Source organism: Shimwellia pseudoproteus, from assembly GCF_016415625.1.
GTDB lineage: Bacteria > Pseudomonadota > Gammaproteobacteria > Enterobacterales > Enterobacteriaceae > Shimwellia > Shimwellia pseudoproteus.
Genome location: NZ_WBXP01000052.1, coordinates 1 through 25,398, shown reverse-complemented (window position 1 = coordinate 25,398; position 25,398 = coordinate 1). Strand labels below are relative to the sequence as shown.

The 25,398-nt window shown below is 56.8% G+C and carries 22 protein-coding genes, 1 tRNA gene and 2 pseudogenes; 8 read left to right on the top strand and 17 right to left on the bottom strand.

Annotation, left to right across the window (positions count from 1 at the left end; translation table 11 throughout):
- Window positions 1-92: 92 nt before the first annotated feature.
- From druA to F9C28_RS17175, 14 genes and pseudogenes are all read right to left on the bottom strand, one after another.
- A pseudogene (druA, locus tag F9C28_RS17240) lies at window positions 93-1,022 on the bottom strand (Druantia anti-phage system protein DruA); the annotation flags it as partial.
- A 414-nt stretch (window positions 1,023-1,436) separates the two neighbouring features.
- On the bottom strand, window positions 1,437-2,702 hold the full coding sequence (locus F9C28_RS17235; RefSeq protein WP_199016527.1) for a tyrosine-type recombinase/integrase: 1,266 nt from the start codon (window positions 2,700-2,702) through the stop codon (window positions 1,437-1,439).
- A 199-nt stretch (window positions 2,703-2,901) separates the two neighbouring features.
- Window positions 2,902-2,986, bottom strand: a tRNA-Leu gene (locus F9C28_RS17230).
- Window positions 2,987-3,129: 143 nt separating this feature from the next.
- A complete protein-coding gene (locus tag F9C28_RS17225; RefSeq protein WP_199016526.1) occupies window positions 3,130-4,452 on the bottom strand; it encodes an MFS transporter in 1,323 nt (440 codons plus the stop codon).
- 19 nt (window positions 4,453-4,471) lie between these two features.
- On the bottom strand, window positions 4,472-4,972 hold the full coding sequence (locus F9C28_RS17220) for a flavin reductase (RefSeq protein WP_199016525.1): 501 nt from the start codon (window positions 4,970-4,972) through the stop codon (window positions 4,472-4,474).
- Between the two features lie 13 nt (window positions 4,973-4,985).
- Window positions 4,986-5,918, bottom strand: a complete 933-nt coding sequence (locus tag F9C28_RS17215) for a PDR/VanB family oxidoreductase (RefSeq protein ID WP_199016524.1) — start codon at window positions 5,916-5,918, stop codon at window positions 4,986-4,988.
- A gap of 9 nt (window positions 5,919-5,927) precedes the next feature.
- Window positions 5,928-6,667: pseudogene (locus F9C28_RS17210) on the bottom strand (SDR family NAD(P)-dependent oxidoreductase).
- A gap of 10 nt (window positions 6,668-6,677) precedes the next feature.
- The gene (locus F9C28_RS17205; RefSeq protein ID WP_199016523.1) at window positions 6,678-7,160 is read right to left on the bottom strand and encodes an aromatic-ring-hydroxylating dioxygenase subunit beta; all 483 of its coding nucleotides are present in this window, start codon (window positions 7,158-7,160) and stop codon (window positions 6,678-6,680) included.
- Window positions 7,161-8,474 (bottom strand): aromatic ring-hydroxylating oxygenase subunit alpha, encoded by a 1,314-nt coding sequence (locus F9C28_RS17200; protein ID WP_199016522.1) that lies wholly within the window; start codon window positions 8,472-8,474, stop codon window positions 7,161-7,163. It lies immediately after the preceding gene.
- Between the two features lie 28 nt (window positions 8,475-8,502).
- A complete protein-coding gene (locus F9C28_RS17195) occupies window positions 8,503-9,015 on the bottom strand; it encodes a nuclear transport factor 2 family protein (protein ID WP_199016521.1) in 513 nt (170 codons plus the stop codon).
- Window positions 9,016-9,027: 12 nt separating this feature from the next.
- The gene (locus F9C28_RS17190) at window positions 9,028-9,387 is read right to left on the bottom strand and encodes an IacB protein (RefSeq protein ID WP_199016520.1); all 360 of its coding nucleotides are present in this window, start codon (window positions 9,385-9,387) and stop codon (window positions 9,028-9,030) included.
- A 19-nt stretch (window positions 9,388-9,406) separates the two neighbouring features.
- Window positions 9,407-10,534 carry an acyl-CoA dehydrogenase family protein gene (locus F9C28_RS17185; RefSeq protein ID WP_199016519.1) on the bottom strand — a complete coding sequence of 376 codons (1,128 nt, stop codon included), beginning with the start codon at window positions 10,532-10,534 and terminating at the stop codon, window positions 9,407-9,409.
- 104 nt (window positions 10,535-10,638) lie between these two features.
- Window positions 10,639-11,760 carry an amidase gene (locus F9C28_RS17180; RefSeq protein WP_199016518.1) on the bottom strand — a complete coding sequence of 374 codons (1,122 nt, stop codon included), beginning with the start codon at window positions 11,758-11,760 and terminating at the stop codon, window positions 10,639-10,641.
- Window positions 11,761-12,092: 332 nt separating this feature from the next.
- On the bottom strand, window positions 12,093-12,566 hold the full coding sequence (locus F9C28_RS17175; RefSeq protein ID WP_199016517.1) for a MarR family winged helix-turn-helix transcriptional regulator: 474 nt from the start codon (window positions 12,564-12,566) through the stop codon (window positions 12,093-12,095).
- A gap of 274 nt (window positions 12,567-12,840) precedes the next feature.
- Here F9C28_RS17175 and ahr point away from each other — a divergent pair, with 274 nt between their 5' ends.
- The 4 genes from ahr (at window position 12,841) to F9C28_RS17155 (ending at window position 16,932) form a co-directional block, all read left to right on the top strand.
- On the top strand, window positions 12,841-13,860 hold the full coding sequence (ahr, locus tag F9C28_RS17170) for an NADPH-dependent aldehyde reductase Ahr (protein ID WP_199016516.1): 1,020 nt from the start codon (window positions 12,841-12,843) through the stop codon (window positions 13,858-13,860).
- Window positions 13,861-14,029: 169 nt separating this feature from the next.
- Window positions 14,030-14,818 (top strand): N-acetylmuramoyl-L-alanine amidase-like domain-containing protein, encoded by a 789-nt coding sequence (locus F9C28_RS17165; RefSeq protein ID WP_332909425.1) that lies wholly within the window; start codon window positions 14,030-14,032, stop codon window positions 14,816-14,818.
- A 237-nt stretch (window positions 14,819-15,055) separates the two neighbouring features.
- Entirely contained in the window at window positions 15,056-16,555 is a 1,500-nt protein-coding gene (locus F9C28_RS17160; protein ID WP_199016515.1) for a helicase HerA-like C-terminal domain-containing protein, read from the top strand.
- A gap of 206 nt (window positions 16,556-16,761) precedes the next feature.
- Window positions 16,762-16,932 carry a type II toxin -antitoxin system TacA 1-like antitoxin gene (locus F9C28_RS17155; protein WP_199016514.1) on the top strand — a complete coding sequence of 57 codons (171 nt, stop codon included), beginning with the start codon at window positions 16,762-16,764 and terminating at the stop codon, window positions 16,930-16,932.
- A 61-nt stretch (window positions 16,933-16,993) separates the two neighbouring features.
- On the opposite strand, the gene lptG is transcribed toward F9C28_RS17155, so the two are convergent.
- Both lptG and lptF read right to left on the bottom strand, forming a co-directional pair.
- Window positions 16,994-18,076: an LPS export ABC transporter permease LptG gene (lptG, locus tag F9C28_RS17150; protein ID WP_199016513.1), complete on the bottom strand. Its 1,083-nt coding sequence runs from the start codon at window positions 18,074-18,076 to the stop codon at window positions 16,994-16,996.
- Window positions 18,076-19,176 carry an LPS export ABC transporter permease LptF gene (gene lptF, locus F9C28_RS17145; protein ID WP_199016512.1) on the bottom strand — a complete coding sequence of 367 codons (1,101 nt, stop codon included), beginning with the start codon at window positions 19,174-19,176 and terminating at the stop codon, window positions 18,076-18,078. Before lptF ends, lptG begins: the two co-directional genes overlap by 1 nt.
- Before the next feature lie 311 nt (window positions 19,177-19,487).
- Between lptF and pepA the strand changes: the two genes are divergently transcribed.
- The 4 genes from pepA to F9C28_RS17125 all read left to right on the top strand — a co-directional run bounded on the left by pepA (window position 19,488) and on the right by F9C28_RS17125 (window position 25,228).
- Window positions 19,488-20,999 carry a leucyl aminopeptidase gene (pepA, locus tag F9C28_RS17140; protein WP_199016511.1) on the top strand — a complete coding sequence of 504 codons (1,512 nt, stop codon included), beginning with the start codon at window positions 19,488-19,490 and terminating at the stop codon, window positions 20,997-20,999.
- 161 nt (window positions 21,000-21,160) lie between these two features.
- The gene (locus F9C28_RS17135; protein WP_199016510.1) at window positions 21,161-21,619 is read left to right on the top strand and encodes a DNA polymerase III subunit chi; all 459 of its coding nucleotides are present in this window, start codon (window positions 21,161-21,163) and stop codon (window positions 21,617-21,619) included.
- Window positions 21,620-21,625: 6 nt separating this feature from the next.
- The gene (locus tag F9C28_RS17130) at window positions 21,626-24,481 is read left to right on the top strand and encodes a valine--tRNA ligase (RefSeq protein WP_199016509.1); all 2,856 of its coding nucleotides are present in this window, start codon (window positions 21,626-21,628) and stop codon (window positions 24,479-24,481) included.
- 210 nt (window positions 24,482-24,691) lie between these two features.
- Window positions 24,692-25,228 carry a hypothetical protein gene (locus F9C28_RS17125; RefSeq protein ID WP_199016508.1) on the top strand — a complete coding sequence of 179 codons (537 nt, stop codon included), beginning with the start codon at window positions 24,692-24,694 and terminating at the stop codon, window positions 25,226-25,228.
- An 86-nt stretch (window positions 25,229-25,314) separates the two neighbouring features.
- Here F9C28_RS17125 and F9C28_RS17120 read toward each other — a convergent pair.
- A partial coding sequence (locus tag F9C28_RS17120) for an IS1 family transposase (RefSeq protein ID WP_032083315.1) occupies window positions 25,315-25,398 on the bottom strand: 84 nt, incomplete at its 5' end.

Here is a 25,398-nt window from a genome sequence, read left to right as displayed (position 1 = left end):
TCGGCGAAGGTGAGTTGATGGCTCATGATGTCCCTCTGGGATGCGCTCCGGATGAATATGATGATCTCATATCAGGAACTTGTTCGCACCTTCCCTAGCGCATTTAAAGCCGCCTTCATCGTTCGTAGACGCCAGTTGGGACCATTCCCAAACATATGGTGGTCTGCATAGCGATGATCCATGTCGCGCAGGTAATCACGTAATTCAATAAACAAGCTATCAGGTATGTGAAAATGCCCCCAGCCGCCAGTATAACCAATGGGTTCCATATACTGAATTCCATCAAGTTTTAATCTGTTGTATACAGAAGAGCGCCCCATCGATGATGTAGTTGTAATTGCTAAAAGACGGGCTCTCTTCTTCTTTTGAGATATAACCCCCACACTGTTGCCATACACTCTTGCAAAGTCATCATATAACTCGCGACTACGAAGTAGGCAAGCTACCAGTTTTCCCCCAAGCAGAAAATTATAAGGTGGAAGTGCGCCAAGTACATACGCATCCATCACATTAACAAGTCTTGAGCTTCTATCCTCTGTACTCCAACCAATCAATCTATCCCTGACGGCAAGATTGAAAACGGGGTCACCAATAGCAATTAACCCTATCAATTTTCCATTACTTTCATCCCAAACAAGGTATCGGAGACGCCTTCCAAATCCGTTTGAAACCGGTACAGACCAAGTTAATGCCGCTAACCTAAACAGATCACCTTGCCAAGTTCCTGATGACACCCGCTCAAGAACAGGCGATATCTTGTCAGGAATAACATCCTTACCAGATGCAAAAAATTTCAGTAATTTTGAGGACTTGAGTGTTATGAAATTTTGGTTTGCAGCAAGTCGCTCAGCCCGTTGAGCGCTATGAAGGGTCCTGATTACCTCTTTCGTGTTTCCTGGGGCCTGTAGCGCTCCTGCATCAGATTTTGTAAATCCCAATGATTGTAAATGTTCTCGAACCTTCTTTTTTAACCGGGCTTCACGCAGGTTCACATTAACTATTATTGAGGGATCTTTGTGCATTTTTCTCACGCTCCAATTAATATTTGCCGCATTAAATTTAACTTAAGGTGATAGTTATCGATAGCGTAGTACCATAGAGCACAAGCTCGACACTTAACGGGGCGATGCCAATGATAGCATCCATCCAAACTCTTCAGGGGCTTTATCTAATGTATGAAATTGTCGCGGCAACAAAGATTCAAAGAAGTATTGACGACAAATTTTTAGTCATAAACATGCTGTATTAAGTCGTGTTGCACCCTAAATTTCAGCTACGGCTGCACTAATTATTCTTGTAAAAACATAGAGATACTATCGGAAAAGATGTTAACTCAATTTTTGATCATAACCTCTTTACCTCATAGCCCAATCACCTCTAAAAACTAAAAAAACACATTCACTTGATTTCAATGGTTTTTCATCACAAGTATATACTTAACTAATAGAATTATTGACCTTTGCGTAATCAAAAGGTGTCATCAACTTATACTTTAATGACTCTAGATAATCAGCCCACCACTGCAACATCAGCCTACGCTCATCCAAATGCTCAGCCTTATGGATATAAGCCGCTCTTACAGAGTTACGTTCCATATGGCTCATCTGCCGTTCAACTGCATCCCTCGACCACAACCCTGACTCAATCAACGAACTACAGGCCATTGTCCTGAAGCCATGCCCACAGACCTCCACCTTCGTGTCATATCCCATAACACGCAGAGCCTTGTTCACCGTGTTTTCGCTCATCGGTTTACGAGGGTTATGATCGCCAACGAAAACAAAATCACGATTTCCACTGACCTTATGAACCTGTTTGAGGATGTCCAGTGCTTGCCGAGATAACGGCACGAGATGAGGTGTGCGCATTTTAGAACCACGTTGAGAATGCTTCACTCCTTCGATAGCTTCTCGTTCTGCCGGTATAGTCCACATTGCCGTTTCAAAATCAATTTCAGACCAGCGCGCAAAGCGCAATTCACTGGAACGAATAAATATTAACAAGGTGAGCTCGACGGCCAAGCAGGTCATAGCTCGTCCCGTGTAACAGTCAATTCGGTGGAGCAGTTCAGGTAGGCGTTTCAGCTCAAGTGCAGGGCGATGGACACGATTACTGGAAGCTACTGCGCCCGCCATTTCCTGGGCTGGATTGTAATCAATCAAGCCACTTTGCACCGCATAGCGCATGATTGCTGTTGTTCGCTGCTGAAGGCGAGAAGCGACTTCAAAGCGACCAGTTGCCTCTACAACTTTAATAGGTGCAAGCAGGTCACGAGTCTTCAGTTCTTCAATGCTACGCTTACCAATAGCTAGAAACAGATTATCTTCCAGGCTCTTCAGCACCCGTCGGCTATGCTCTTCTGACCATTTTTTATTTGCTGCGTGCCACTCTCTGGCAACTGACTCAAAGGTAATCGCCTCTTTCGCCTGCTCTTCTTTCACTGCACGTTTGTGTTCACGGGGATCGATACCTACAGCAACAAGCTTTCTGGCCTCTTCCCTCTTTTGACGAGCATCAGCTAATGACGTTTCAGGATAAACCCCAAACGCCATCAGGTGCTGCTTACCACCAAAGCGAAAGCGGAACCGCCAGTATTTTGAGCCGTTAGGGTGAATGAGCAAAAACATGCCATCCCCATCGACAAGGGTGTATTCCTTTTCCTGCGGTTTTGCAGAACGCACTTTGATATCTGTCAGAGCCATAAAAGTTCTCCTTCCATGTGCCGCCGTGAGTATACAACCATTATCGAACCAGCATATATACTCGGTTCTATACTCACAAGCGACTTGATGTGGGTTGACTCAGATTGACTTCTGTTGAAAGGAGAATCGCGGAAAGCCTTGCGTGGCGCGGATTTCAGGCACAAAAAAAGACGTCCGTTGACGTCTATTGATGTTCCGATGGTGCCGAAGGCCGGACTCGAACCGGCACGTATTTCTACGGTTGATTTTGAATCAACTGCGTCTACCGATTTCGCCACTTCGGCACTGAAGGGATACGGAAAACGTTTTGGATTATAACTGCTTCAACTGCCAGCGCAACCACAAACCCCGCAGTTTGCTGCCGACTGGCGATAAAAGCAGCGCCCGCCCTGCGCCGGTGCGGTTTCCCGCACCGGATGACGTGCCATCACGGTAGCTGCGGGTCCTCCTCACGGGCCGCCGGGACCGGGGTCTGATCCGCCCCCATACTCCACAGCGCCAGCCAGGCCAGCAGCCCATACCCTATCAGCAGCAGCGACACCGGCCAGGCGGCATCAAACGCCATCAACAGCGCCACCGCCAGCATCGGCCCCAGCCCGCCGGAAAATACCGACCCCACCTCATGCCCCAGCGCCAGCCCCGAGTAGCGCACCCGCACCGGGAACAGATCCCCCATAATACAGGGCTGGGTGCCGATCATCGCCCCGTGGCACACAGGCAGGCCAAGCAGCATCGCCACCATAATCCCGCCATAGGCACCGCTGGACAGCAGCCAGAAAAACGGAAACGCCATCACCAGCAGGCCAATCACACCAATGTAATACACCCGCACCGCGCCAATCCGGTCAGACAGCGCCCCCCAGAACAAAATAGAGAAAAACTCCACCAGCATCGCAATGGTCACCGCACTGATGATAATCTCCGTCGTAATACCGATATGCCTGGCGTACACCACCGAAAAGGTGAAGAAAATATAAGACGCACCGTTCTCCGGCAAACGCAGCGCAATCGCCTGCATCAGCGCCTTCGGGTGCTCACGGATCAACACCAGCAGCGGGATTTTCTGATGCTTATCCCCGGGTGCGGACTGGCTGAACGCCGCACTCTCGCGGATATTTTTGCGGATATACACCCCCACCAGGAATATCAGCAGGCTCAGCAGAAACGGCACCCGCCAGCCCCAGCGCATCAGCTCCGCCTCTGGCAGCTTCTGCACCAGATAAAACGCCAGCGCCGAGAGCACAAACCCGCCGGAGACCCCCATCTGGCTCCAGGCCGTAAAAAAGCCGCGCCGGGTGGCCGGGGCGTTCTCACTCAGCATCAATACGCCGCCGCCCCACTCCCCCCCGGAGGCAACCCCCTGCAAAAACCGCAACATAATCAGGCAGAGCGGCGCCCAGAGACCAATCTGGCTATACGCCGGCAGCAGGCCAATAACAAACGTCGTCGCCCCCATCAGCGTCAGGGTCATGATAAGCGTCATCTTGCGGCTGTAGCGATCCCCGATATGCCCAAACACAATGCCGCCTAATGGCCGCGCCAGGAAGCCCACCGCAAAACCGGAAAACGCCAGCAGCGTTCCCTGGAGCGGATCGCCCCCCAGCGGAAAGAACAGCGGGCCAAACACCAGCGCCGCCGCCGTGCCGTAGAGGAAAAAGTCATACCACTCCAGCGCGTTCCCCAGCACGGACGCCACCACCAGCTTGCGCATCTGCCGCGGATCATACTGTTCTGCTGCCGTATTGCTCATAAACAGGCCTCGCTCCCGGTCAGGCTTTCACCGTAATATCGTCGCCCACGGTATGGTAGCGACGGTTAAAATAGACCAGCCCACGGGGCTGTTCGCTGAGCCGCACCGCCTGCACCCGGCAATAGAACACCGAATGGCTGCCCACCTCATGGCAGGTGTCGATCAGGCAGTCAAAACTGCTGACTGCGGACCACAACACCGGCGCGCCGGTCGCCATCACCCGCCAGTCGTCATACTGAAAACGCTGCCCGGATCGCAGGCTGGCATCGGCAAAAATGCCGGAAAGCGCCTGATGCCCGCCAGACAAAACATTAACGCACAGCACCCCGTTGTGTTTGAACGCGTCATGGGCGAATGAGTTACGGTTCATACACACCAGCAGCGTGGGCGGCTGGTCCGTCACGCTGCACACGGCGGAGGCGGTAAAACCGAATTTCCCCGCCGGGCCATCGGTGGTAATCACCGAGACGGCGCTCCCCAGCTGCGCCATACCATTACGAAATTCTGTTTGCAAAGTCATATTCACTGCCTTCTTACAGATCAATCACCAGCCGGGGGCCTCTGGCCCGGGAGCAGCACAACAGGATTTGATCGCCATCGGCTCTCTCCTCCTCAGTCAGATAACTGTCGCGATGGTCTGGCTCGCCTTCCAGCACACCGGTCAGGCAACTGCCGCAAATCCCCTGCTTACAGGAAACGCACACCGCAATCCCCGCCTGTGCCAGCGCCTCAACAATGGTCTGCTGCGCCCCGACCTGTACCGCTATCCCGCGGGTTGCCGCCACCACCTCAAAGGCGGCACCGGCAGTGTCGACCTCTGCACTAAAACACTCCTGATGTACGCTGCCCGCCGGCAGGCCCGCCGCCGCCGCCCGTTCCTTCACCCCGTCCATCAGGCGCGCCGGCCCGCAAACATAGATCTGCGTGTCGTCCGGCACATCACTGAGTAGCGCGTCAATGTCCAGCCGCTGCCGATCGCTGAAATGCAGCCAGGCCCGCCCGGCCCAGGGGGCGCTCTCCAGCTGCGCAACAAAAGCCGCCTGATGGCGGGAGCGGGCGCAGTAGTGCAGCGCAAAAGCGCGCCCGGCGCGGTGAAGCTCCGCCGCCATGGCCAGCATCGGGGTAATACCGATGCCGCCGCCAATCAGCAAGCTATAGGGAGCGTCCTCCGCGAGGGCAAACAGATTACGCGGCGGGCTCACCTGGACCCTATCCCCCACTTGCAGGGTATGAGCCGCCAGCGATCCCCCCCGGGACTGGCTATCTTTCAGGATCCCCAGCCGGTAGCAGTGACGATCCTGCGGATCGCCGCACAGCGAGTAAGGCCGCACCCAGCGATCCGCAATATGCAGATCGATATGCGCCCCGGCGCTAAAGGGCGGCAATGGCCCGCCATCATCCCGGGCAAGGGTCAGCATCAGCACATCCCCCTGTAACTCACGCTCAACAATCGTTAGTGTCAGCATCACGCCCCCTTAGCGCATAAACAGCCCGCCGTTAATGTCCCAGGTGGCCCCGGTCACAAACGACGCCTGCGGTGAGGCCAGTAATGCCACGGCCTGGGCGACAAACTCAGCGTCCCCCAGGGCCCCCACCGGGATCATCTGTAATAACCCGGCCAGCTTCTCTTCCGGCACCAGCGCATGTACCGATGGCAAATCCATCGGCCCCGGCGCAATGGCGTTCACCGTGACGCCGGATTTTCCCAGCTCCCGGGCGAAGATTTTGGTCAGGGTGAGGATCCCCCTTTGGAGGCCGCATAATGGGCGCCGGAGGCGGTACCGCCATTCTGCCCGGCCAGGGAGGCCAGGTTGATGATCCGCCCGTAGCCCTGCTGCGCAAAGTAGCGGCCCACGGTCTGGCAGCCGACAAACGTCCCGCGCAGGTTGGTGGTGATCACCCGGTCAAACTCTTGTGGATCGATATCCATCACCGGCGTGGCCAGGGTCAGCGCCGCGTTATTCACCAGCACCTCAAGGCGCCCAAAGCGCGCGACGGTTTCCGCCAGCACGCGCGTAAAGTCTTCCGGCTGGCGGATATCCAGCCCCGTGGCCAGTACCCGCCCCTCGCCGTTATCCAGCTGTTCCGCCGCCTGCCGGGCGCGCCCGGCATCCACGTCTGACAGCACCACCTGGAACCCCTGGCCCAGCAAGTGCCTGGCAATCACGTTACCCAGCCCCGCCGCCGCCCCGGTCACTAATACGGTTTGTGTCATGATCCGTTCCTCACAGGATGTACCCGATGCTGTGCAACACATCATCGCTATTGATAAGCCGGATCACTTTCTGCTTGATCAGCAGGCGATCGCCCCCGGGCTGTAAATGCCAGGTAATGTCCGCCGCATAGTGGCGGCTGTAGCCTTTGCGGTGTTCCCACAGGGACTGGGCGCCGCGCACCACGATGGACTCACCTTCCGGTGCCAGCAGGCGGAACCGCGACAGGCTGCGCAGGGTGCGGGCCTGGGGCGTGGTGGAGATCGACTCACCGCTGTAGAGCCGTTTTACCCGGCGCTCGCGCATGTCGTGATCGTCACAGGCATAATTAAGGCTGTTTTTAAAATCACGTTCCTGAGGATCGATCGGCACAATGTACAGGCCGTCCCGCTGCCACAGATCAAGCCAGGCCGTAAACTCGCCCTGATCGAGCAGATCCCCTTCGAGGTTGATCAGCGCGATGGCTGACATCAGTACCGGATCTGGCGTTAGCATTTATTCCGCCTCCGTCATCAGTTTTTTCCACTGTTGATACGCCGCGCGCATCCCCGTTTCGGCACTGACATCGCTGCGCAGGCCGTCATCACTGCGGTACTCTCCCGCCATTCCCCGGTTGAGCATGATCCACAGGTCATTACCCGCGGTTGCCCCGCGCTGCACCCGTTCCCAGGCTTCCGCATCATCCGGCGTGCCAAAGCCCATCGGCCCCTGGAAGTGTTCATGCAGCCGCAGCCGCGCCTGGTTGGCTATTTCTGGCCCGCCGTCCATGGTGATCACCGCGTGGTGGATTTCTGTCTCGGTCGCCGAAATGGGCTGCAAAACGCGGAAAAACGCCATTGAGCAGGCGATATTGGGGAAAATATTGAGGTTAAAGCCGGAGCCGCCCACCGCGCGCACGATGCGCCGCACCTGCTGTTCGTCATGATCCTGGCGCAGGGCCTCCGCCAGTTCGGCAAAGCGCGCCGGGATCGGCGCCTCCAGATCCGCCTCCAGATCCACCAGCTCAGGGATCATCACCATCACGCTGTGGCCGTTGCCGAGATCTTCCACATAGCCGCTACCGTCAACAAAGTTGAGCATCTCTTCGGTCTGCTTATCCACCGAGCTTAAAAACGAGCGGTGCACCACCGGGAAGTGGTAACCGTCGGTGGTGTTCTCCAGCTGGATCTTCCAGTTACCGGGGAAGCGGAAGCGGTGTGCAGGCCCGGTCTTAATCGGGTAGCCAGCCCCCTGCTTCATAAACAGATCCATCCACTTCTTCGCCGGGCCGAGGAATTGCGCCAGCGGTTCACACTGCGGATTGAAGGTGGCGAAAATCATCCCCGCGTACTGCTCAGTGCGCAGGGATACCAGCCCCAGCTCGCCTTTTTCCAGCTGGTCAGCATAGCTTTCCGGGTGCGGCACGCCGCGCAGGCTGCCGTCCAGGGCATAGCCCCAGCCGTGATAGGGGCACACAAAGCTGTTGGTCTTGCCGCTGCGGTGTTCACATACCGTCGCCGCCCGGTGGCGGCAGCGGTTAAGCAGCGTATGGACGTTGCCTTTGCGGTCGCGCACCACAATCACCGGCTGGGTGCCAATTTCCGTGGTCTTAAAGCTGCCGGTTTCCGGGATCTCACTGGTGTGGGCCACCCACACCCAGGTCTTACTGAAAATGCGATCCAGTTCGAGGCTGAACAACGCCTCTGAGTAATAAAGCGAGGTGTGTACCCGATCTGGCTTTACCAGGGCGGCAATCTCTGCGCGGCTGGGTACCTCACCGTTATTAATAGTGTTTACCGGGATCCGGCTGTCACGATTATCACATTGCATATCCTTTCTCCTGCACGTCACAAACGCGCTATTTTTGGGCCGGTACCGGCAGGACATCTGCCGTATGCCAGCTATCCACTGGCCTGCTAAACAGGTTGCGAGTGGCAAAATGGTGAATGCGCATCACGCCCGCCTCCCGGCGGAATTCCACGCTAATTTCCGCCCCGTTCAGGTGCGATCCCCCGGCGCTAAAAGTGGAGGTTTGCAGCATCAGCCAGCGCCCGCACAGCGGGCCGTCCGGCTGGCAGAACAGGGACTCGGAACAGAGAAAATGCGCGTTCATCGTGAAGTGCGCCGGAGTGCGTACATAGCCCGCCATCATGGCGACTATCGCCGCGCGCCCCTGGTGCTTCCCCAGCCGCGTGGCATAAGGCTCGCCCACCCCTTCCCAGCAGGCGTCCCCGGTGAACAGCTCCCCGATGGCCTGCACGGTGTGCAGGTTGTCCAGCCCATCGCACAGCCGCATATAGTCGCTGATGCAAACCCGGGCAGCCTGCTGATCCTCAAGCTGTTGCAGGCGCAGCGCATCCTGTGAGTTCATGATTTGGCTCCGTCAGTCCTGAATGATCAGCTCCCGGCCGACCCGGGCTTCAATCTTGCAGTATTTCCACAGCTTGCTGCCGCTGTCCCCTACCGGGGTGGTGCGCAGCAGGTTGCACACCGCCACCACGCTCTCGATCGTGTCGGCATCGGCCAGCACGTAAGTGGTCCAGGGTGATGTCGTGGACGGGCCGACCATCAGCCGGTCGTCATCCATATTGCCGATCACCCGGATGCCCGGCATCTCTGCCATTCCTTTCATCATCACCCCAAAGGCGCCCCACACCTGTTTGGCCTCTGCGGCGCTGGCGTCAAAAAAGTTCTGGTTAATGCCCATACAAAACAGCACGCGTAATAGGTTGTTCTGGCTCATTGATCACTCCTCAGGAAAATTACAGGTAACCCGGCAGAGGGTTACCGCCGAAAAAGACCGTACCGGCATTGAGGTACGAGAGATCGCCCATAAAGGCGTGCTGGGTGATAACCAGAGTGTCACGCACATAGCGCTGTAGCGGGCTGGTCATGGCCACGCCCCCCATCCCGTTAAGGGCGAGCGCCTGGCGCGCGACATCTGCCGCCACCCGGGTAACATGGGTCGATGACAGGCGCAGGGCATTGATCTGTTGCTGGCTGGCCTCATCACCGGCCAGCAGCCGCTGCCACACATCGTCGATGGCCTCGTAGAACCAGGCCCGGGCCGCCCGCAGTTCCGCTTCGCTGCGGGCAATCTGCATCTGTGCCTGGGGCCGGTCCGCCAGGCGCGGTGCCCCTGTTATCGACTGCTGGCGATGGGCAATCTGGTAAATTTCATTGAGTGCCGCCCGGGCCACGCCAAGGGCGACAACGGACAGTACCTGGGTGGCGAGGGAGAGCACCGGGTAGCGATACAGCGGCCCGGCCAGATTCAGCGCCCCGCCGCGAATAAAGGTCCACTCCTGGGGAACATAGGCATTGTCCACCAGCAGATCGTGGCTGCCGGTACCGGCCAGCCCCACCGTGTCCCACACCGGATCGATCTCAACACTGCGCCGGGGCAGCACCGCCATACGCGGCAGATCCTGGCCGCCCTCCGGCTGAATGCCGACCCCAAATACCGATGCCCCCATACTGCCGCTGGCAAAACTCCAGCGGCCGCTGACCCGATATCCGGCATCCACCCGGGCGGCTTTATGGGTGGGGTAAATCCCCCCGGCAAACACCACATCCGGCCCCTGGCGGTAGAGCATTGTCAGGGTATCCGGCGGTAAGGCGCCGAGGTAAAACGGGCTCATCCCGAAGCTTGCGACCCAGCCCGCAGAGCCATCGGCGGTGGCAATCTGTTCAATCAATTCACAAAACTGTGCCGGGGAGCACTCATCGCCACCATAGATTTTCGGCACCAGCGCCCGGTAAACCCCCACCTGTTTAAAACGGCTGATAATGTCGTCCGAAATATGGCGCTGGCGTTCAAACTCGGCGCTGCGGGCGGTGATTTCATTCAGTAACGGAACAAGTGCTTCACGGACCTGTACGACAGACATAGCTGACTCCCGAATAACGTTTACCGGCGAAAAAAAGGCGCAGGATGCCGCAACGCGTACCACTCATTGCGCGAACGGGTAAGGTAATAACAGTGAGAAATGGGTCAGATACGGCGCCGCATCAGCCACTCAGCGGCCTGTATTAAAGCCCCTTCCTGGCCTGTGCCCACCACCAGTTGTAGCGCCACCGGCCGGCCGTGTAGCTCACCCATCGGTAGCGTGAGCGCCGGGTGGCCGCTGAGGTTAAATGGCCTGACGAGGCGCGTCAGGTTCACCACGCTGAGCGGGTCTTCCGCCTGCGTGAGTGTCGGTGGAAGATCCGGCAGGGTCGCCAGCGCCAGCAGCGGTGTCCGGGCAAGACAGGCATCCACCTGGGCTGTGAACTGCACGCGTACCGCCTCCACCCCGGCGAGTGCTGCCGCGCTAACGGACTCACCACGCTGGATACGGCTGGCCACGTCCGGGGATACCCGCTGCGTGCTTAGCAGCCCGTGAAACGCCTGCCAGTTTTCGCGGTTGATAATCGCCAGCCCGGCGCGGTGGGCCTCCTCCAGCAGCGGCAAATCGGTGAATTGTGGCTGAATGCCGTGACGGGAAAGGGTATTCAGCAGCAGCTGGTCGATTTCCGGCTCGGCCGCCGCAACAAAGCCCATCGCCGGTAACTGCGCCAGGGGGGCGCCCACCTTGATGGATAAATGGCTCAGTACCTGGCGCAATATGTCGGGTTCGCGGGCAAAAATGCCCACGCAATCCAGGGAACTGTAGGGCGGTAATACCCCCTGGCGGCTGAGTACGCCATAGCCGGGTTTAAGCCCCAGCACACCGCAGCAGGCGGCGGGCATACGAACAGAGCCGCCGGTGTCGGTACCGAGGGCGAAATCTACCTCGCCAGAGGCCACCACCGCCGCGGAGCCGCTGGAGGAGCCGCCGGGGATCAGGTCAGGATAGTGAGGGTTAACCGGCGTGCCGCTCCAGGGGTTAATCCCGGTCACGCCGAAGGCCAGCTCATGGAGGGTGGTCTTCCCCGTCAGCCGGCAGCCGTTATCCAGCAGCGCCTGCACAACGGCGGCGTGCTGCCGGGCCGGGGGGGCATCAGCCAGTGCCGGGCACCCCGCGCGGGTGGGGTAACCGGCCACATCCAGCGTGTCTTTAACGGCAAAGCGCAGCGCACCACTACCAAGCGTAAACTGCGCGACATAACCATTGCTCTCAAAAATGGGTTTCATGATTAACACCCTGACCAGAAAATAGGAATCACATTCAGGGGAGGCAGTCATTGCTGCGGTTTTATCCCTGAGGGTGAATTAATCATGAAATATTCACGTGAATATTCAAGTAAATTTTCACGTTATTTTTACATTAAAATAACAACAAAACAACCAAAACATATTTGTGGCTATTACGGTAACTAACTGGATTATCGTGAGAAAATAGCGGCAATGGGATCTGCTGCCGGGTAGCGCACCCGGCAACAGATAAGAATAAAGTATCGCTTTTACAGCGGGTTATAAGGAAAGTTTAGCCGGATCACAAATTTGAATATGTGCCCGAAAGCCGCTCACAGCTCGTTAAGATTCCCCAGCACGTTGGCCAGCGACTGATTCATTTTTTCCACCTGCGCGCTGCTCATGCCTTTAAAGCCTTTATCGAACACTTTCTGTGCCAGGCTGTGGGCCTGTTCGATTTTTTCCTTTCCGGCGGGGGTAAGCATCACCTCAGTGACCCGGGCGTCTTGCTCGCTGCTGGCGGTGGTCACCAGGCCATCATCACGCAGGCGGCCGACAATTTTTGTCACCGTGGGCATCTTCGCCATCGCGTATTCCGAAATCTGGGAAATACTGGCTTTGCCATACTGGTGGGTGATCATCAGCACCCGAAAACGCGACACGTCGAGCTGTATCGTTTTCAGTCGCCCTTCCATGACCTGGGTGTAACGCGCATAGACGTTCACAATCCAGTAGAACGGGAACGCTTCACGGTGAAACGGGGTATCCGCATTCTGAACATCCGTTGTTGTCTTTGAGTCGCTCATGAGGTTCCTAAGCAATATGCCGTCGATGGCGGTGAGTATATCCGGTTATGGCAGCGGCATGTAGCGCTGGCCGGCGACTGTTTTTTCCCCACCGGCCTGGCGAAAGCAGATCGGCCCTTATTTCCCCGCCCCGCCACGGTATTTATTGTGCTATCAGCCGCCACTGCCCCCTGCCGCTTTGCGGCCCTCAGGAGTAACATCCCGTCCAGCCAGCTCAACTACACTTGTCAGAACGTGTCAGAGCAGCATCCACTCAGCCTTATGAGGAAAACCAATGACTATCATCAAAAGCTATGCAGCCAAAGCAGCCGGTGCCGGGCTCGAACTCTGGGAATTCGATGCCGGGGAACTGGCGGCAGAGGATGTCGAAGTCACCGTCGATTATTGCGGTATTTGCCACTCGGACCTGTCGATGATCGATAACGAATGGGGCATGTCCAGCTACCCGCTGGTTGCCGGTCACGAAGTCATTGGTCACGTCACTGCCCTGGGCAACGCGGCACAGCATAAGGGCCTGAAAATCGGCCATCGGGTGGGCATCGGCTGGACAGCGCGCAGCTGCGGCCACTGTGATGCCTGCATCAGCGGCAACCAGATGAACTGCCTGGAAGGCACAACCCCAACCATCATCAACCGCGGCGGCTTTGCCGAGAAGATCCGCGCCGACTGGCAATGGGTTATCCCGCTGCCGGACAGCATTGATATCGAATCCGCCGGGCCGCTGCTGTGCGGCGGTATTACCGTGTTCAAACCGCTGCTGATGCACCATATCACCACCACCAGCCGGGTGGGGGTCATCGGCATTGGTGGTCTGGGCCATATCGCCATCAAACTGCTGCGCGCCATGAACTGTGAAGTGACCGCCTTTAGCTCTAACCCGGCAAAAGAGCAGGAAGTGCGGGCAATGGGCGCCGATCATGTGGTCAACAGCCGCGATCCCGCAGCGCTGAAAGCGCTGGCGGGGCAATATGATCTGATAATCAATACCGTTAATGTCGATCTCGACTGGCAGCCCTACTTTGAAGCCCTGGCCTGGGGCGGTAACTTCCACACCGTGGGGGCGGTACTGAAGCCACTGCCGGTGCCGGCGTTTACGCTGATCGGCGGCGATCGCAGTGTCTCCGGCTCTGCAACCGGCTCCCCGGCGGAACTGCGTAAGCTGATGAAGCTGGCGGGCCGCACCGGCGTCACCGCCACTACAGAGCTGTATCCGATGTCGAAAATTAACGATGCCCTGCAGCACGTTCGCGAAGGCAAAGCCCGCTACCGCGTGGTGCTGAAAGCGGATTTTTAGCCGCCAGCGCGTTAGTTATTTAGCGTTGGTACAGCGCCGGGCAGGTACCCTGCCTGCGCGGTGGTTTACCGCAATCCCGGTCCCGTGATGTGTTTACGGGGCCGTTTTTAGTCCTGTCGACGATGCCCCACCACCGGGCATTGCGAACCCGTCTCACAGGTAAGAGAACGTGATCAAAGCGTATCGGGCGGCGGCATTCGCCCTGTGTTGTATCAGCGCCAGCAGTGTTGCCCGTGATCTGGTGATGGACAGTACCACCAGCCAGCGGCTGGATACCCTGCTCACCCAGAACGCCGCGGCGGCACAGGATGACAGCCCCGGTGAACGCCAGGCCAGGCTGTCCGCGGCCTTTGTGAATACCCCATACCGGGCCAACACCCTGGTGGGCTCACCGGTAGTGCCCGAAACCCTGGTGGTGAATTTCAACGCGGTAGACTGCCTGACGCTGCTGGAATACCTCCACGCCCTCGCCCACGCCACGGACCGCGACAGTTTCCTGCAAAGCCTGGTCGCCACCCGTTATAAAGACAGCCAGGTGGCCTACAGCCAGCGCAAACACTTTTTCTCGGACTGGTCCAGCACCCTGCCGCAGAATGCAGTGGATATCACCGCCACGCTAACCAGCCACGTTATGCGCACCACCAAAACCCTGAACCGCAAAAGCGACGGCACCCTGTGGTTACCGGGGATCCCGGTGGTGCCGCGCACCATTACCTGGATACCCACCGCCCAGGTGACAGATCGGGTACTGGAGGGGATCCAGGATGGTGATCTGATTGGCATCTACACCCCGAAGGCCGGCCTGGATGTCACCCACTCCGGGATCGCGCTCCACCAAAATGGCCAGCTTATCTTCCGTAATGCCTCCTTCCTGGAACGCAATATGAAAGTGGCCGACACCCCGCTGCGCCGCTATCTGCAACGGTATCCCGGGATTGTGGTGCTACGGCCCCGCTAACGCCCACACACAGTACCGCCCTGCGCCGGGGTAATACCAGCCCGGCGATCGGGTTTTACCGCGTTTCTAGAGCCAGCTTCCAGTAAGGCAGCCCGGGTGCTGCAAAAACATTTTTTTAGCGGATAACGGCACGCATTTCAGTGTATTCCCCGCTGTACTGGCGGCGTGACCGGGCTATGCTAGATGGATACTGTTTGAGTAACCCCTGTTTTGAGTAACCCCTGTAAGGAAACGTGAATGACCGATTCACTGCTGATTGCCCGCACCGCGGACAAAACCCTGAACCTGCTGCCGCATATGGCGAACCGCCACGGGCTGATTACCGGCGCCACCGGCACCGGTAAAACTGTCACGCTGCAAAAAATGGCCGAGTCCTTTTCGGAAATCGGCGTGCCGGTATTTATGGCCGACGTCAAAGGCGATCTGACCGGGATTGCCGAGGACGGCACCGCATCAGACAAGCTGCTCGCCAGGCTAAAGAACATCGGCGTGACTGACTGGCAGCCACACAGTAACCCGGTGGTGCTGTGGGATATTTTTGGTGAGAAGGGCCACCCGGTGCGGGCCACCGTGTCGGACCTCGGGCCGCTGCTGCTGGCCCGGTTGCTCAATCTGAACGACATCCAGACCGGGGTGCTGAATATCATCTTCCGGGTGGCGGATGAACAGGGCCTGCTACTGCTGGACTTTAAAGATCTGCGCGCCCTCACCCAGTACGTTGGGGACAATGCCAAAGCCTTCCAGAACCAGTATGGCAATATCAGCCCCGCCTCTGTGGGGGCCATCCAGCGCGCGCTGCTGTCCCTTGAGCAGGAAGGGGCCGGGCATTTCTTTGGCGAGCCGATGCTCGACATCCGCGACTGGATGAAAACCGACGCCAGCGGCAAAGGGATCGTCAATATCCTGTCGGCAGAAAAGCTCTACCAGATGCCGAAGCTGTACGCCACCACCCTGCTGTGGATGCTGTCTGAACTGTACGAACAGCTGCCGGAAGCCGGCGACCAGGATAAACCCAAACTGGTGTTCTTCTTCGATGAAGCCCACCTGCTGTTTAATGACGCACCGCAGGTGCTGCTGGATAAAATTGAACAGGTTATCCGCCTGATCCGCTCTAAAGCGGTGGGGGTCTATTTCGTCAGCCAGAACCCGTCCGATATCCCGGACAATGTGCTCGGCCAGTTGGGTAACCGGGTACAGCACGCCCTGCGCGCCTTTACCCCAAAAGATCAGAAAGCGGTGAAAGCCGCCGCCCAGACCATGCGCGCGAACCCGGCGTTCGATACTGAACAGGCGATTCAGGCGCTGGGCACCGGCGAAGCGCTGATCTCGTTCCTCGATGAAAAAGGCAGCCCGTCGATGGTGGAACGGGCGATGGTCATCGCACCGTGCTCCCGTATGGGGCCGGTGACTGACGACGAACGCAACGGCCTGATTAACCACTCCCCGCTGTATGGCAAATATGAAGATGCCGTGGACCGCGAGTCCGCCTTTGAAATGCTCCAGAAAGGCGTTCAGGGGGCAACCCAGCAGCAGAATGCCCCTGAGGCCGGGAAAGGCGTCGACGTTGACGACGGTATTATGGGGGATCTGAAAAATATCCTGTTTGGCACCACGGGCCCCCGGGGCGGTAAACACGATGGTGTGGTCCAGACCATGGCCAAAAGCGCCGCCCGCCAGCTAACCAACCAGATTGTGCGCGGCGTGCTGGGCAGCCTGCTGGGCGGCCGTAAGCGCTAAGCCGCATTATCATCCGGCCGGGCCTGTGGCCCGGCCCTATTTTTGCCCCGATATGGCAAATACGACACGCCGCGCATAATCGCTATTTTCAACAGCCCGATAACTGCCCGCGCAGCCCGCCTGCGCTATTCTGCGGCATTACGTTTACGTGCCGGCCCCTGGACACCCCCAGGCCATACCGGCCTATCCCCGGAGGTCTGACAGCAATGACACAGCGAAAAAACCAGCGCATTGCGCTACGGCTGCACGAAGCAGACAAAGCCCTGATCGCTGCCGCAGCGGCATACAGCGGGCAAACCCTTACCCAGTTTATGGTCAGTTGCGCCGTGGAGCACGCCCGGAGGCTGGTGCCGCAACCGCCCCCCAAGGCGCCGTAAATCGCGCCCATAAAAAAGCCCGCGGCATCAACCGCGGGCTTTTCGCATCATCGGGGCATCACTAACTGCGTTTAACCATCAGCCACAGACTGATCAGCAAGAAAGTGGCGCTCGGGATCAATGCCCCAAGGATCGGCGGAATGTCATACACCAGGCTCAGTGGGCCGAAGATCTGGTCCAGCACATAGAACACAAACCCGAAGCTGATACCGGTCACCACCCGCACCCCCATCGGTACGCTACGCAGCGGCCCGAAGATAAACGACAGCGCCATCAGCATCATCACCGCCACGGAGACCGGCTGGAATATCTTGCTCCACATATTGAGCTGATACTTGCTCGGGTCCTGGCCGCTGGCTTCCAGATACTTCACGTAGTTATGCAGCCCGCTGATGGAGAGCGCATCAGGATCCAGCGCCACCACCCCTAATTTATCCGGGGTCAGCTTGGTCTTCCACACGCCGCTCACCAGTTGGGAGCCATCAATCCAGTTGTGATTTTTCAGATCCGACTCATCCACCTGGGACAGGTTCCACTCTTTCTGCTTCGCGTCATAACGGGCAGACGCCGCATAGCGCACGCTCAGCAGGCGGCGTTCCTTGTTAAAGGTGTAGATGCTAATGCCATCCAGCTCGTTGTTATTACGCACATGCTCGATGTAGACAAAGCTGTCGCCGTCTTTGGCCCACAGCCCTTCCTGAGTGGAAAGCAGCGAGCCGCCATACATCTGCTGAGCGCGATAGTTACGGGCCATCTGCTCCCCCTGAGGGGCCACCCATTCACCAATCGCCATGGTAAATAACACCAGCAGAATGGCCGTTTTCATGACCGACGCGGCCACCTGCATCCGGGTATAGCCGGAGGCCTGCATCACCACCAGCTCACTGCGCTGCGCCAGCATCCCCAGCCCCAACAGCGCGCCCAGTAGCGCCGCCATCGGGAAGAAGATCTGCACATCTTTTGGGACGCTGAGCAGGGTATACATCCCGGCGCCCATCGCGGTGTAGCTCCCCTGGCCGGCCTTTTTGAGCTGATCGACAAATTTAATAATGCCGGACAGCGATACCAGCATGAACAGGGTCATCATGATGGTGTTGAGGATGGTTTTGCCGATATAACGGTCAAGTACGCCGAAGCCAAACATCACACTGCTCCTGTACGTGAGAACCGGGCGCGCACTTTGCGCATCGGCAGGGTATCCCACAGATTGAGGAACACCGCCAGCCCAATGTAGAGAATGTTCACCAGCCACATCCAGATCATCGGATCCAGTTTGCCCTTCGCCCCGTTAGAGCGTAGCGAGGTCTGCAACAGGAAGAACACCAGGTACAGTAAAATCGCCGGCAACATCGACAGCACCCGCCCCTGGCGTGGGTTCACCGCACTGAGCGGCACCACCATCAGGGCCATGATCGCCACCGCCACAATCAGCGTCAGCCGCCAGTGGAATTCGGCCCGCGCTTTCGGGGAGTCATTAGCCCACAGCGCGCGCATACTCATCTGTTCGACATCGTCAGGATCCAGCGCTACCGCCTGGTGGCCAACAATCGCCTGGTAATCTTTAAAATCGGTAATCCGGAAATCCCGCAGCATGGCGGTCCCCTCGAAGCGGGTCCCCTCATGCAGGGTGATCACCTGGGCGCCGTCTTTACGCTGGGCTAACTGGCCGTAATCCGCCACTACCACGGATGGGCGGGCGTTATTTTTCGGCCGCAGCTGCGCCAGAAACACGTCATGAAAGGTGCTGCCGTCTACACTTTCAATAAACAGCACCGCGTTCCCGTCACTGGATTGCTGGAACTGGCCCTGGGCCAGCGCCGCCATACCCGGGTTTGCTTTTGCCTCCGCCAGCACTTCATCCTGATGGCGTGATGACCAGGGCCCTGCCCACATCACGTTGATGGCGGCGAAAACGCCGGTCAGCAGCGTGAGGATCATGGCGGCCTTAATCAGCACATTATCGCTCAGCCCGCAGGCATGCATGACGGTAATTTCACTTTCAGTATAGAGCTTGCCGAAGGTCATCAGCAGGCCCATAAACAGGCTAAGGGGTAAGATAAGCTGGAGCATTTCAGGCAAGCCCAGCCCCAACAAAGAAAGGACTAAATTAGTGGGGATTTCACCGTCAACCGCCGCACCGAGGATCTTCACCAGCTTTTGACAGAAAAAAATCAGCAGCAGGATGAACAAGATCGCCAGTTGGCTTTTGAGTGTCTCCCGGACGAGATATTTTATGATAATCACATTAAATACGCCTGTGAAAACGAGTCTTTTTGCTGGAAAATTGCTTGTTTCATCGCTTAAACGTCATTTATGCTCTAGAGTCGTTGAAAAACATCGCTAAGATTATACTCGTTACACCTCAGTTGCGGATTTTTCAGCCTGAATGCGCAGGAGTAGCCATCGGTTGCACGCTTCGGGAGCACAAGACGTACCGAAACCGTAAACACCTTAAGATTAACACGAAGTCATCACAACAGCGGTCATGCGTTACGAAAGGTTGTAATTCTATCCATACCCGCCGCTGTTGTCTTTAAGATTCAGGAGCGTAGTGGATGGAGTTTAGTGTAAAAAGCGGTAGCCCGGAGAAGCAGCGGAGCGCTTGTATCGTGGTCGGCGTCTTTGAACCGCGCCGCCTTTCCCCCATTGCCGAGCAGCTGGATAAAATCAGCGACGGCTATATTAGCTCCCTGCTGCGCCGTGGCGAACTGGAAGGTAAACCGGGGCAGACCCTGTTATTGCACCACGTTCCTAACGTCCTGTCTGAGCGTATTCTGCTCATCGGCTGCGGCAAAGAGCGTGAGCTGGATGACCGCCAGTACAAACAGGTGATCCAGAAAACAATCAACACCCTGAACGATACCGGCTCAATGGAGGCAGTGTGCTTCCTCACTGAGCTGCACGTCAAAGGGCGCAGCACATATTGGAAAGTCCGCCAGGCAGTGGAAACCGCCAAGGAGACGCTCTACAGCTTTGATCAGCTGAAGACCAATAAAGTTGAACCGCGCCGTCCGCTGCGCAAAATGGTGTTTAACGTGCCTACCCGCCGGGAACTCACCTGCGGCGAGCGGGCTATCCAGCATGGCCTCGCCATTGCGGCCGGTATCAAAGCCACCAAAGACCTCGGCAATATGCCGCCGAATATCTGCAATGCCGCGTACCTCGCATCCCAGGCCCGCCAGTTAGCCGACGCTTACAGCACCAATCTGGTGACCCGGGTGATTGGCGAGCAGCAGATGAAAGATCTCGGCATGCATGCCTATCTGGCCGTGGGCGCCGGTTCCCGCAATGAATCCCTGATGTCGGTCATGGAGTACAAAGGCAGCAGCAACCCGGAAGAGCGCCCGATTGTGCTGATCGGCAAAGGGCTGACCTTTGACGCCGGCGGTATCTCGCTGAAGCCGGGCGAAGGCATGGACGAAATGAAATACGATATGTGCGGCGCGGCGGCGGTGTACGGCGTGATGCGCATGGTGGCAGAGCTGCAATTGCCGCTGAATATCGTGGCGGTGCTGGCGGGCTGTGAAAACATGCCCGGTGGCGCGGCCTATCGTCCGGGCGACGTGCTGACCACCATGTCCGGCCAGACTGTCGAAGTGCTTAACACCGATGCCGAAGGCCGCCTGGTGCTGTGCGACGTGCTGACCTACGTTGAACGTTTCGATCCGGAAACCGTTATCGACGTGGCCACCCTGACCGGCGCCTGCGTGATTGCGCTGGGGCACCATATCAGCGGGCTGATGGCGAACCATAACCCGCTGGCTCACGAGTTAGTGAGTGCTTCCGAACAGTCCGGTGACCGGGCATGGCGCCTGCCGCTGGGGGATGAGTTCCAGGAACAGCTGGAGTCCAATTTTGCGGATATGGCAAACATCGGTGGCCGTCCTGGCGGGGCAATCACCGCGGGCTGCTTCCTGTCCCGTTTTGCCCGCAAATATAACTGGGCCCATCTGGATATTGCCGGTACCGCATGGCGCTCTGGCAAAGCCAAAGGGGCAACGGGCCGCCCGGTTGCGCTGCTGGCCCAGTTCCTGCTCAATCGCTCTGGTTTCAATGGCGAAGAATAAGTAAGCGCATACTTACATCGGGCCTCCGGCAGCATCAGGGGGCCCGTTGCCATTTATGGTCCCGATCTCCCGATGCAGCGCAAACATCTGCATAACGGTATACTAACCAGATACCACCGTATGCCGTGTACTGCGGCACAGGTAACTTAACGGGTAAAGTAATGAAGAACGCGACCTTCTACCTGCTGGACAATGACGACATCGCTGACGGCCTTAACGCCGTAGAACAGCTGGTGTGCGACCTTGCCGCAGAACGCTGGCGGGCAGGTAAACGCGTGCTGGTCGCCTGTGCGGACGAGCAACAGGCTATTCGTCTGGATGAGGCGCTCTGGCAGCGTGATGCCCACAGTTTTGTCCCCCACAACCTGGCCGGTGAAGGCCCCAGGGCCGGTGCCCCCGTGGAATTGAGCTGGCCACAGCGCCGGGGCACCGCTCCCCGGGATGTGCTGATCAGCTTACTGCCTCAGTTCGTAGATTTTGCCACCGCTTTCCAGGAAGTGATAGACTTCGTTCCTTACGAAGAATCCCAGAAACAGCTGGCCCGTGAACGCTACAAAGCGTACCGCGTTGCCGGTTTCCACTTGACTACGGCCACCCCGCCGGTGCCCGGAACGACATAGCAGACAATGGAAAAGACATACAACCCCCAAGATATCGAACAGCCGCTTTACGAGCACTGGGAACAGCAGGGCTACTTTAAACCGAATGGCGATGAGAGCCAGGAAAGCTTCTGCATCATGATCCCGCCGCCGAACGTCACCGGCAGTTTGCATATGGGTCACGCCTTCCAGCAGACCATCATGGACACCATGATCCGTTACCAGCGTATGCAGGGGAAAAATACCCTGTGGCAGGCAGGGACGGACCACGCCGGTATCGCAACCCAAATGGTGGTTGAGCGTAAAATTGCCGCTGAAGAAGGGAAAACCCGCCACGATTATGGCCGCGATGCGTTTATCGACAAGATCTGGCAGTGGAAGGCGGAATCCGGCGGTACCATCACCCGCCAGATGCGTCGTCTGGGTAACTCCGTGGACTGGGAACGTGAACGCTTCACCATGGACGAAGGCCTGTCCAACGCGGTGAAAGAAGTCTTCGTCCGCCTGTATCAGGACGATCTGATTTACCGCGGCAAACGCCTGGTCAACTGGGACCCGAAACTGCGCACTGCCATTTCTGACCTCGAAGTGGAAAACCGCGAGTCCAAAGGCTCCATGTGGCATATCCGCTACCCGCTGGCAGACGGCGCGAAAACCGCCGAAGGCAAAGATTATCTGGTGGTTGCCACTACCCGCCCGGAAACCCTGCTGGGTGATACCGGTGTGGCGGTGAACCCGGAAGATCCGCGCTATAAAGATTTGATCGGTAAATTTGTGGTCCTGCCGCTGGTTGGCCGCCGTATCCCGATTGTCGGCGACGAACACGCCGATATGGAAAAAGGCACCGGCTGTGTGAAAATCACCCCGGCCCACGACTTTAACGACTACGACGTCGGCAAGCGCCACGCCCTGCCGATGATCAATATTCTGACCTTTGACGGTGACATCCGTGACACTGCCGAAGTGTTCGACACCAACGGCTGCGAGTCTGACGTCTACCCGAACAGCATTCCGGCACAATTCCAGAAGCTGGAGCGCTTTGCCGCCCGTAAAGCCGTGGTTGCCGCGGTTGACGCCCTGGGCCTGCTGGAAGAGATCAAACCTCACGATCTGACCGTCCCTTACGGCGACCGTGGCGGCGTGGTTATCGAACCGATGCTGACCGACCAGTGGTACGTGCGCGCTGCGGTGCTGGCAAAACCAGCGGTAGAAGCGGTAGAAAACGGCGATATCCAGTTTGTACCGAAGCAGTACGAAAACATGTACTTCTCCTGGATGCGTGATATTCAGGACTGGTGTATCTCTCGCCAGCTGTGGTGGGGCCACCGTATCCCGGCCTGGTACGATAACAGCGGCAAAGTGTACGTTGGCCGCACTGAAGATGAAGTACGCCAGGAAAATAACCTGGGTGCCGACGTTGCGCTGCGCCAGGACGATGACGTGCTGGATACCTGGTTCTCTTCCGCCCTGTGGACCTTCTCCACCCTGGGATGGCCGGAGAATACCGACGCGCTGCGCCAGTTCCACCCCACCAGCGTGATGGTGAGTGGTTTTGACATTATCTTCTTCTGGATTGCGCGCATGATCATGATGACCATGCACTTCATCAAAGACGAAAATGGCAAACCGCAGGTACCGTTCAAGACGGTCTACATGACCGGCCTGATCCGCGATGACGAAGGCCAGAAGATGTCCAAATCCAAGGGTAACGTAATTGACCCGCTGGATATGGTGGACGGTATCTCCCTGCCGGATCTGCTGGAAAAACGTACCGGTAATATGATGCAGCCGCAGCTGGCGGAGAAAATTGCCAAACGTACCGAGAAGCAGTTCCCGGACGGGATCGAGCCACACGGTACCGATGCCCTGCGCTTTACCCTGGCGGCGCTGGCCTCTACCGGCCGCGATATCAACTGGGACATGAAGCGCCTGGAAGGCTATCGTAACTTCTGTAACAAGCTGTGGAACGCCAGCCGCTTTGTGCTGATGAACACCGAAGATCAGGATTGCGGCTTTAACGGCGGTGAGATGCAGCTCTCCCTGGCGGATCGCTGGATCCTCGCTGAGTTCAACCGCACCGTGAAATCCTACCGCGACGCGCTGGATAACTTCCGCTTTGATATCGCCGCAGGCATTCTTTATGAGTTCACCTGGAACCAGTTCTGCGACTGGTATCTGGAGCTGACCAAGCCGGTAATGAGCGGCGGCAATGAAGCCGAATTACGCGGTACCCGCCATACCCTGGTGACGGTACTGGAAGCACTGCTGCGCCTGGCGCACCCGATTATTCCGTTTATCACCGAAACCATCTGGCAGCGGGTTAAAGTTATCTCCGGTATCACCGCGGATACCATCATGCTGCAGCCGTTCCCGCAGTTTGATGCGGCGCTGGCCGATGATGCCGCCCTGGCAGACACCGAATGGCTGAAGCAGGCAATCACGGCGGTGCGTAATATTCGTGCGGAAATGAACATCGCGCCGGGTAAACCGCTGGATGTGCTGCTGCGTAATGCCGATGCCGATGTAGTGCGTCGCGTTAACGACAACCGTAACTTCCTGCAGAGCATGGCCCGCCTGGAAAGTATCACCCTTCTGCCTGCCGATGATAAAGGCCCGGTATCGGTAACCAAAATTATCGACGGTGCGGAGCTGCTGATCCCGATGGCGGGGCTTATCGACAAAGCCGCTGAACTGGATCGTCTGGCCAAAGAAGTGGTGAAAATCGACGCTGAAATTGGCCGTATCGAAAGCAAGCTGAACAACGAAGGCTTTGTGGCCCGCGCCCCGGAAGCGGTGGTGGCCAAAGAGCGTGAGAAGCTGCAGGGTTATCACGACGCCAAAGCGAAACTGATTGAACAACAGGCCGTGATAAGCGCCCTGTAAGTTCTGGTTCTGCATTAGGGTTTTGCTGACCACAAAAACCGCCCTCTCCGGGCGGTTTTTTTATTGGTGCTCACCCTGTTCAGGGCAAGGTACTATTCCCGCAGTCAGCAACCGGTGCGTCATATCAGGATGGTAAATAAAATAATTACGATAATAAAAAAAACATCACCATGTTAGCGTCCTCTCTGCGCAGCATATGCAGGAGGGGAGATGTTAGATAAAGAAAGCAATGGCCGGGGCCTGGTAAAATACTCACTTATCTCTTTTACCATTGGGGTATTCCCCCTGTTTTATATTCTCACCCTCTATCTTATTAACCCGGACTCGCCTATCCTGTTTTATCTCTTTACGATGAGTGATGGTCATGCCCGGGCATTCTCAGAGGAGTTTTTAATTTACTCAACAATATCATCTACTTATACAAAATCAGGGCCACTATTTTCAGTCGGCATGTATCTGCTATGCTGGAAAAAAGTCAAATTTGTCGTTTTTGGAATACCGATTAAAAAAGTGATAAAAATATTACCCAGCATGATATTTATTATAGTTTTTGGCTATTATTTAATGTATTCAGGAGAATTAAATTTAACAACAAAAGGTGGATGGTGGCTCGGATTCATCTCTGGAAATATACTATTCCTGTTTATTTTTTTCATGATGAGCTTTATAAGCCATTATGGTATTGCATGGATAGCAATACTTTATTTATACATCCTTGTAAAAACAATCCATAATAAAACACATTGATATAATAACAATAAATAATATAGCCAGGCTGTTATTATGTCTGGTAACACTAATTGATGCAGTAAAAATGAGGTAATGACTCCAACTTATTGATAGTGTTTTATGTTCAGATAATGCCCGATGACTTTGTCATGCAGCTCCACCGATTTTGAGAACGACAGCGACTTCCG